Annotated in this window: 8 protein-coding genes; all 8 read right to left on the reverse strand. The window is 64.2% G+C overall.

The window, feature by feature from the left end; translation table 11 throughout:
* Window positions 1-2: 2 nt before the first annotated feature.
* The 8 genes from D456_RS0120625 to D456_RS24695 all read right to left on the reverse strand — a co-directional run bounded on the left by D456_RS0120625 (window position 3) and on the right by D456_RS24695 (window position 7,747).
* The gene (locus tag D456_RS0120625) at window positions 3-1,226 is read right to left on the reverse strand and encodes an FAD-dependent oxidoreductase (RefSeq protein ID WP_338036330.1); all 1,224 of its coding nucleotides are present in this window, start codon (window positions 1,224-1,226) and stop codon (window positions 3-5) included.
* Entirely contained in the window at window positions 1,180-2,754 is a 1,575-nt protein-coding gene (locus tag D456_RS0120630) for an AMP-binding protein (RefSeq protein WP_017578073.1), read from the reverse strand. The genes D456_RS0120625 and D456_RS0120630 overlap by 47 nt, the downstream gene beginning before the upstream one ends.
* Complete coding sequence (locus D456_RS26950; RefSeq protein ID WP_017578074.1) at window positions 2,751-3,593, reverse strand: class-II aminoacyl-tRNA synthetase family protein; 843 nt, start codon at window positions 3,591-3,593, stop codon at window positions 2,751-2,753. The genes D456_RS0120630 and D456_RS26950 overlap by 4 nt, the downstream gene beginning before the upstream one ends.
* Window positions 3,594-3,600: 7 nt before the next feature.
* Window positions 3,601-5,010: an AMP-binding protein gene (locus tag D456_RS24690; RefSeq protein WP_083904653.1), complete on the reverse strand. Its 1,410-nt coding sequence runs from the start codon at window positions 5,008-5,010 to the stop codon at window positions 3,601-3,603.
* Window positions 5,007-5,639, reverse strand: a complete 633-nt coding sequence (locus D456_RS25225; RefSeq protein ID WP_083904654.1) for an SDR family oxidoreductase — start codon at window positions 5,637-5,639, stop codon at window positions 5,007-5,009. The genes D456_RS24690 and D456_RS25225 overlap by 4 nt, the downstream gene beginning before the upstream one ends.
* A gap of 107 nt (window positions 5,640-5,746) precedes the next feature.
* Window positions 5,747-6,019 (reverse strand): acyl carrier protein, encoded by a 273-nt coding sequence (locus tag D456_RS26100; protein ID WP_160166744.1) that lies wholly within the window; start codon window positions 6,017-6,019, stop codon window positions 5,747-5,749.
* Complete coding sequence (locus D456_RS0120650) at window positions 6,016-6,990, reverse strand: transglutaminase domain-containing protein (protein WP_083904656.1); 975 nt, start codon at window positions 6,988-6,990, stop codon at window positions 6,016-6,018. Before D456_RS0120650 ends, D456_RS26100 begins: the two co-directional genes overlap by 4 nt.
* Before the next feature lies 1 nt (window position 6,991).
* The gene (locus D456_RS24695) at window positions 6,992-7,747 is read right to left on the reverse strand and encodes an AMP-binding protein (protein ID WP_083904657.1); all 756 of its coding nucleotides are present in this window, start codon (window positions 7,745-7,747) and stop codon (window positions 6,992-6,994) included.
* Window positions 7,748-7,815 lie beyond the last annotated feature (68 nt).

Below are 7,815 nucleotides of genomic sequence, written 5' to 3' on the forward strand. Positions count from 1 at the left end.
TGTCAGTACCGCCCTCCGGCTCGGGCACTGGTGCTGTACGGAGCGTCCTCCAGCCACTGGCCGGCCCGCTGTGTCAGGTGGCTCGCCCGGGCGGCCGCCCACTGCATCGCCCGCATCCGCCTGTTCGAGTGCAGGACGCGGAAGCCCCTCGCGGCGGCCTTGGCGTTGATCCTCGCCGCGGGGAGCCGTGAGGACGCAAAGCGTGCGACGCCCGCAGTACCTCCTGACCTGGTGTCCAGGGCGACAGCCGCGGCGGCCGCGTCGGAGTCGGCGATGGCCGAGTTCATTCCGCGGGCTCCGAAGGGGGGGAACAGATGGGCCGCCTCACCGACGAGGAGCACGCGTCCCGACGCATCGGTCATGGAGTCGGCGACGACGCTGGAGAACCGGTAGGTCGACACCCATGTGACCTCGTCCATCGAAACGTGGGGGACGACTCTGGGGAGCCACGCCGCCACGTCTTCAAGTCTCTTCGCCTCTTGCTGCGACTTCGCCTGCACGTCGAGCTGGAAACCGCCCGCGAAGGGAATGACCAGGAGATTGCGCCCCCCGAAATCGGGGACACGGTAATGCAGGATTCGCTCCGTCGGCCGCTTCTCGGCGCTGTCGGGCATGACGTCGACCACCACGTGGTAGCCGTCCAGTCGAGGTCCGGTCAGATCGATGCCGACGGCCTTTCGGACTGCCGAGCGTGCACCATCAGCCGCGATGACGTACTCGGTGTGAACGGGCCCGGCCTCGGTATCGATGACGACGCGGTCGGATCCAGGGCGGACACCCTTGACTGTGGTCGACATCCGTATGGGAATGTCCAGCTGATCGCATGCCTGTCGCAGGATCTCGACGGTGCGGGACTGTGGCAACGACGCGTAAGGAGCGATCCCTCCGCCGTGGTACTCGGCGCCGCCGTCACGCCGGCCGAAGACCTGCCGACCCGCGTACCAAGTGGCGCGCCCGGACCACATAATGCCGATGTCGGAGATGCGTTGCCCGGTCCCCGGGCTCACGGAATCGATAGCGGACATGGATTCGTGGTGGACGAACAGCGCCCGGCTGCCCGGTACCGGCTCTTGTGGCGCACGTGCTTCAAGCACCTGCGGGCGAAGGCCGCGCGCGTGCAGTGACAGGGCTGCGACGAGACCCGCGGGGCCGGCTCCGACGACGGCGACCTGACAATCGTTACTCGTCACTCGGTGCCCCCTTTCCGGACGACTCGAGCAACTCACCCGCGGCCTCGGCGACCAGGTGGCGGCGGATCTTTCCGCTCGGTGTCCTGGGGACCGTTTCTCCTGCGAGGAACCGCTTCGGTACGCAGAAGCGGTCCAAATGCTCCCGGCAGTACGCGATCAGTCTCCGTTCGACGTCCGCTAATGCTGATTCCTGTTCTTTCCCCACGACGATGAGCGCCGCGAGGTACGATTTCCCCTCCGGGCCGATCAGGGACGTGAGAGCCGTGTCCTCGACGAGCCCGGAAGCTCGAATGCACTGCTCGACCCGGACTGCTGAAACCGAAATGCCGCCGTTCATCAGGATGTCGTCTGAGCGACCGACCACCACCAGAGCCCTGTCCTCGTTCCAATAGGCCAGATCCCCGGTGCGCAGCCAGCCGCTCTCATCCGTGAGACGCACGGCACCGTGAACGGTGTGGGCCCAGGTGGGGATCGTCGGGCTGCGAACCCACAGGTCACCGACGTCCTGTTCTCCGGGTGACGCCGCACGGGCAGCCTCCGGTGACTTCGCCTCCCGGATCTCCACTGCCGTCCCGTCGCACGGGAAACCGGTGCTGAACGGCGAATGGGCGTGGAACCCGTTGGCGCAGACGGCATTGCCGTGCTCGGTGCAGCCGATCTGCTCGAACACCGGCACGCCGAGCACGTCGGTGACGTCGTTCTCCACGGATGCTGATAGGCGTTCACCTGCGGACACGACGGCTCGCAGCGGGAACGACCGTACCGCACGGGCACTGACGAGCGAGGGCACGGATGCGAGGTTGGAGGGCACGGAGAACAGGATGGTGGGGCTGAACTGTCCGAGGCCCACAGCTACGTCCTCGGCACTGCGTCGCGCCGGCCGGAGGACCGCGGCACATCCCGAGAACATGGGGTACACGAACTGGTTGTTGAACCCGTAGGTGAAATAGAACTGGGATACCGAGTACAGGAGGTCGCCTGGGGCCAGGGCCAGCGCTGTCCCACCGACCGTGTGGTAATACACCGGCAGGTCCACGCTTCGGTGCACCACTCCCTTGTGCAGCCCCGTGGTGCCGGAGGAGAACTGTAGGTACAGCGGAACGTCCTCGAGGTCCTGCCCCTGTGCTCCGGTGTCCGGGGTCGGTTCCGGCCGAGGTGCCTCAAGGGCGTCAGCGAGCCGCCAGGCTGCGCGAGTCTCGCCCGACTCCCGGTCCACGAGGCTCACGGTTCCTTCCGACCAGGTCAAGAGGGTGGACACCTTCCCCAGTCGGTAGAGCTCGTCCAATGTCGGCGGTGAGGCTTCGGGGTTGACCAGTACCGCCAACGCCCCTAAACGCGCGCAGGCCAGAAAGCCGACCGGCCACTCCAACCGGTCGCCGACCAGTAGGGCGACGGGTTCCTGGGAACGGACACCGGCCTGGCGCAGGGTGTTCGCCAGGTGCTCGGCGCAGTCCAGAACCTGGGCGTGGGTGAGCGAGAAGTCCCTGTCCTCCTCCACGAAGGCCGGGGCTTCGCTCCACAGGCCCTGCTCAGCACGGTGCCGCAACAGATCTACGATGTTCACGAGATGTCTTCCTTGCCAAGACCAAGGTCGGGCCAGGACTCGGGGTCGTCGCCGAAGGCGTCCATGCAGGCGATGGTGAACCTTTCCAACCCGATGGCGAAGCACGCCGAGAACGCCGGCCCATCGGGGGTGGTGATGCCGAACCCCTTGCCGAAGACCTGACCGTGGGAATTCACCGAGCCGATCGACACGGAGCGACCATCGGTCAGAGTGGCCTCCAGCTCGTACTTGACCTTGACCCGCTCCTGATACGCCTGCTTCTGGGCCGCCGCCGGTCCGAAGAAGGCATCCGTGGCTACAGGGACGGTGGCCCCCGGGAACCGCTCCGCGATGCGCTCGAGCAAGTCCCGGCAACGGTGGAAGTGGTCGATGGTCTGCTCCCGGGGACCGAGGCTCACAACCTCGAAAGCGTTGAAGCTTGCGAGCCGGAGAGGGTCCTCCCACGAACCCGCCTCGTAACGACCGCAGTTCGCTGTCAGCCCGTAGGTGACCCTGCTCTCCAGCGAAGAGTCGCGCAGGGCTTCATAAATGCACAGGCATGCCGCGGGTGACGTCGCATAGCCGACAGGTGGCTGCTCGGTGCCCTCCTGGAGGTACGGGCTCTTGGTGAAGACGTGCTGTGGGAAGTTGGCGAAGTATCCGGCGGCATGGACGGTGTCCGTCGTGAGTGTTCCGGTGCTTCGAACACGGGAGCCCCCCAGGAGACGGGTCCAGCTGCGGGCGAAGTCCTCCACGGCGTCGAAGGCCCGAGCGAACCTCTCATTCCCGACGACGAGTCCCGGGCCGATGAAGCGGAGGCCGTGCGGTTCCCGGCCCTCTTCCTGCTGCTCGAGGATCATGCTGAACTCACTCTCTTTCCAACGTTGGGCCAGGAATGCCGAGCATCGTGCGCAGGGAGGTCAGATCGGTCTTGCCCATAGCGGTGCGGGGAATGCTCTCGATCTGCCGGATGGAGTCCGGAAGCGTTGTCGCCCCTTCGTACGTTGCTCGCAACCACCGCATGACTTCGTCTACCGAGGTCCCCGGGGACAGTTCCACCATGGCCTGGACGATCGACTCGAACAGTGGATGCGGGCGGCCGAGGACGGCGATTCCGCGGACACCGGGATGAGAGGCCACCAGGGCCTCGACCGCGGAGGGGTCGATCAGCTCTCCGGACCGATTGATCATCTCGTCGGCACGGGACAGCACGCGCAGACGCCGTTGGTCGACGGGGGCGGCCAGATCCCCGGTCCGAAGCCAGCCGTCCGGGGTGAACTTCTCCTCGTTGACCTCGTCGGGGGCGATGTACCCGTGGATGGTGTACGGCCCCCGCACTTCGAGGCTTCCGGCGCCGTTTTCCGCTGGGTCGACGATCCTGTATTCGTCGTTCTCGGACAGCATCCGTCCGATCCCCGACAGGCGCATGTCGTCGTCGTCCTCGAGCGTCGACTGTGCCAGGAGTCCCTCGGCCATACCGAAGGAGGTTTGGACCTGGCAGGAGAACAGCCGCTGCAAAGTGGTCACGTCCGTCGCGGAGACAGGTGATCCGCCGACCTGGACCAGGCGCACGGTATCGACTCTGTTCCCTTCATGCCCGGACCACTGGCGAGGCATGGATGGGACGAAGGGGAGCACCGTGGCGCCGTGCCGGCGAATCGATTCCAAGGTCTCACTGTAGGAATTGCCCCGCGTGACGCGGAAGGATGCGCCGAAGAGCAGAGCCCCGAGGATTCCCGGGCATGCCAGGGCGTAGTTGTGGGCGATCGACAGCGGGGTGAGATAGAAGTCGTGCTCGTCCAGGCCGGCGTTGCGTGAGCACAGCCAGGCGGTCTGTAGATAGCTGCTGTGGGTTCGGGGGATGATTTTCGGCCGCCCCGTCGTTCCGCCCGTCGTCAGGAAGAGGGCGGTGTCCGGTGGGACGTCGCCTGCGTCCATCGCCGCCTGAAGGTAGGCAAGGTCGGGATCCGCGGCGGAGGGCACGAGAATCACCGGCTGCAGATCGGCCACGAAGAAGGCCAGGATCTGAGCCACTCCTCGCAGGGAGTTCTCCGGTCGAATGATGCACGGGTGGCCCTCCGCCTGGCCCGTCAAACCGTCGCGGACCTCACCGAGGGTTTTCCACATCTCCGCGAACGTCATTGAAGCCTCATCGTCATGGATGACCAAGTTCGGCCAGGCCTCGACGGCGAGTTGCAATTGCTGCCCGACCGTTGATGTATCAGCGATGGCGCGTGCAGCAGATTCGTCTTTCTCGCGGAAGATCTGCGCGGTCATCGGTCACCCTCGGCGAACCACTCATCGAAGCGAGGGCCCACGGTCTCGGCACTCGGTCCGGGGACGAGTGCGCCCTGGCGCATGGCCTTGCCCGCGGGGCCGGGGGCGGGGACCGACAGCGGCAGCGCGCCCTTGTTCCGCAACACCCGGGTCATGCTCCACAGCGACATGACCTCCGGTCCGCAAACGTCGTATGCCTTTCCCTGGCGCTCACCGTCGATGCACTCGGCCACGACTTCAGCGACAGCGTCCAGTGCGACGGGCTTCACCTTCATCTGCGGAACGATCGCGAAGGGGCCGACCTTCATGCGATTGAGGTTCTTCCGGGCGAACTCGTACCACAGGGTCGAGCGGACCAGAACGGTTCCGTGGTTCTCCTCCAGAGCGACTTTCTCCTGGGCTGCATTGCCGGCGTAGTAGCCGTTGGAGGACATGGCGTCGACTTCGCAGTTGACGATGGAGATCAACACATGCTTGCTGATCCCAGACTCCTGTGCCCAATGGTTGATGTTCCGAGTGGATGCTTGGAAGAATTTACGAGCAACATCGAACTTCTGGGTAAATACATCCGTCGCTTCGACCACGGCGTCGATGTCCGGCCGCGGTGTCATGGTCTCCGGTTTGGTCACATCAAATCCTGTGCGCCTAGACAGGACGACTACTTCGTGACCTCGATGCCCCAGAGCCGATTCGACAGAACTTCCGAGGATGCCGCCTCCGACAATTGCGACCTTGGTCATGAATTAACACATTCTCCTTCATTTTTCTTCTTCTCGGTCGGACCGCGGACGAGGCTGGAGACGAGTTGTTCCAATCCGCCCAGCGACTCAACGGACGAGAGGCGTTCGTAAGGGATGCTGAACCCGAGAAGATCTTCCACTCGAACCACCAAAGCCACGATGTCCGGACTGCTGAGGCCCAGGTCCGAAAGTGAGGCGTCGTCTACTGCCGTGGACACGTCGATGTCTCGGATGTCGGCTATGACTTTACGGATGTCGATGCTGTTCATACGGTCACCCTTCTGGCAGAGAACACCGGGAAGAGGTCCTGTTGATCCTCCGCGGTCCGCCGGACAAGCATCGAGGTGTTCCCCGGCCATCCGGGCAGGGCGTTGGGTGTGCCGCCGCGGAAGAACCCACCTCGTGAGTCGTGCGTGCCCCAGAGACGCTCAGAATGCAGCTGTAGCAGAGGGTCGAACCGCTTCCACCGGTGATCGCTGTCCAGAACGTCGATCCAGACGTGCTGGGCATCGAGCAGGCCGAGCACCCGCCCCCATTGTGTTCTGACCTTCATCCCGTGCTGCTGAAGCATGTCGGTGGCCATGCGGGCAATAACCACGCAGTCTGCCCGTCCCGAGCTCCAGGTGCTGGCGTATGCATCGCGGCCGGCCGGGGTAATCCACTGGAACCTGACCTGGTCGTGGTGGAACGCTTCGATCACCTGGTCGTACAACTGCGCCAACGGCGGGTTGAGGAGCCCGCCGTCCTCTCCGCGGGTCTCAAGAGTTCCCTCCACGACCACGGGCTGGTCCTGTGGCAGGAGCCACCCGTCGCCTGTATCGGTGCGCTGGTACTCGCCATGCAGCACCATGCGTGCGCTCGTGGGGTCCCTCAGGACCAGTTCTCCTTCGCCTGTGGTATCGGCTTCCGTCAACGACAAGCGGAACGACCACGAAGTGGGAGCGAGCATCCCGTCCAGACTTTGGTCAGCGAAGCGCATCATCACTCGCAAACCCAGTTCCGGAACGCTGTGCGGTAGACCCCAGTCCAGTGCCACAGCCACCAGATCGTGGTAGGCGTAGCTGTCGTCCGCCTCAGGAAGACTCGCTCGTGTGCGGATTTCGGTGTCAAAGACCTCAGGACTTACGCCCAAGAACTTCCTGGCCTGCTCCGTATCGAGCCGTTTGTCCCGAGCACGCTCCTGCGCGGCGGGATACCGCACGGGGGGCCGCTGAGATCGATGCTTTCCAATCGTGGCCATGTCAGATGCTTCCACCCTGTGTGCTGAACGAGACGTCTTTTGACTTCAAACTCTCCAGAAAGACCGATCTACGGACCTTCCAGGTAGAGGTCATCGGGATGTCACGCCAGTCGACCTCAGCGACAGTCAACGAATCGCTCGCTCTCAGACCCGCGGCCTCGAGAACCCGTTCCGGGCTCACTGTCGTGCCTTCGTAAGGGGTGTAGGTGAGGAACTGCTGTTGATCGTCTCCGACCAGGACGACCTCACGGATGTCTTGGATCGCCTCGGTCACGTGGTCCTCTACCCGCAACACGCTGTGGACGCCGGGGAGCCGGTCGGTCCCGCGGTCCACCATCATTACTTCACCGGTTCGGCTGACGGATCCGTAGTCGCCCATCAGCCACCAGCCGTTCGCGAAGTTGGACGAGAACCGCTCACTCTCCTGCAGGTAATCCAGCCCCATGCCCTTGGAGCGCACGCTGATCCGTCCGACTTCGCCGCGGGGAACACGTCGGCCGGCTTCGTCCAGGATCCGTACTGACGTCATTATCGGAAAAGTGTGTCCGACGGTGCGACTGTCTGCGGTCAGCAGGTTCTTCCTCGTATACGTCTTGTTGGAGATCGGCCCCGTTTCGGTCTGTCCGTAGCTTTGGAACAACATCGGCGATCGCCGTGAAGACGAATCCATCAGCCGGCGCACGGTGCGGGGGTGGATGGCGTCGAAAGTGCTGAGGATCGCTCGGACGTTCGCAAGCGGGGTGGGATCGACGGCCAGTTGGGCCTCCCAGTACTACAGTCGCGCTTCCGTTTTGCTCTGACCTGATGTTGTCTGGGATGACCTGA

Source organism: Nocardiopsis kunsanensis DSM 44524, assembly GCF_000340965.1.
GTDB classification, from domain to species: Bacteria; Actinomycetota; Actinomycetes; order Streptosporangiales; family Streptosporangiaceae; genus Nocardiopsis; species Nocardiopsis kunsanensis.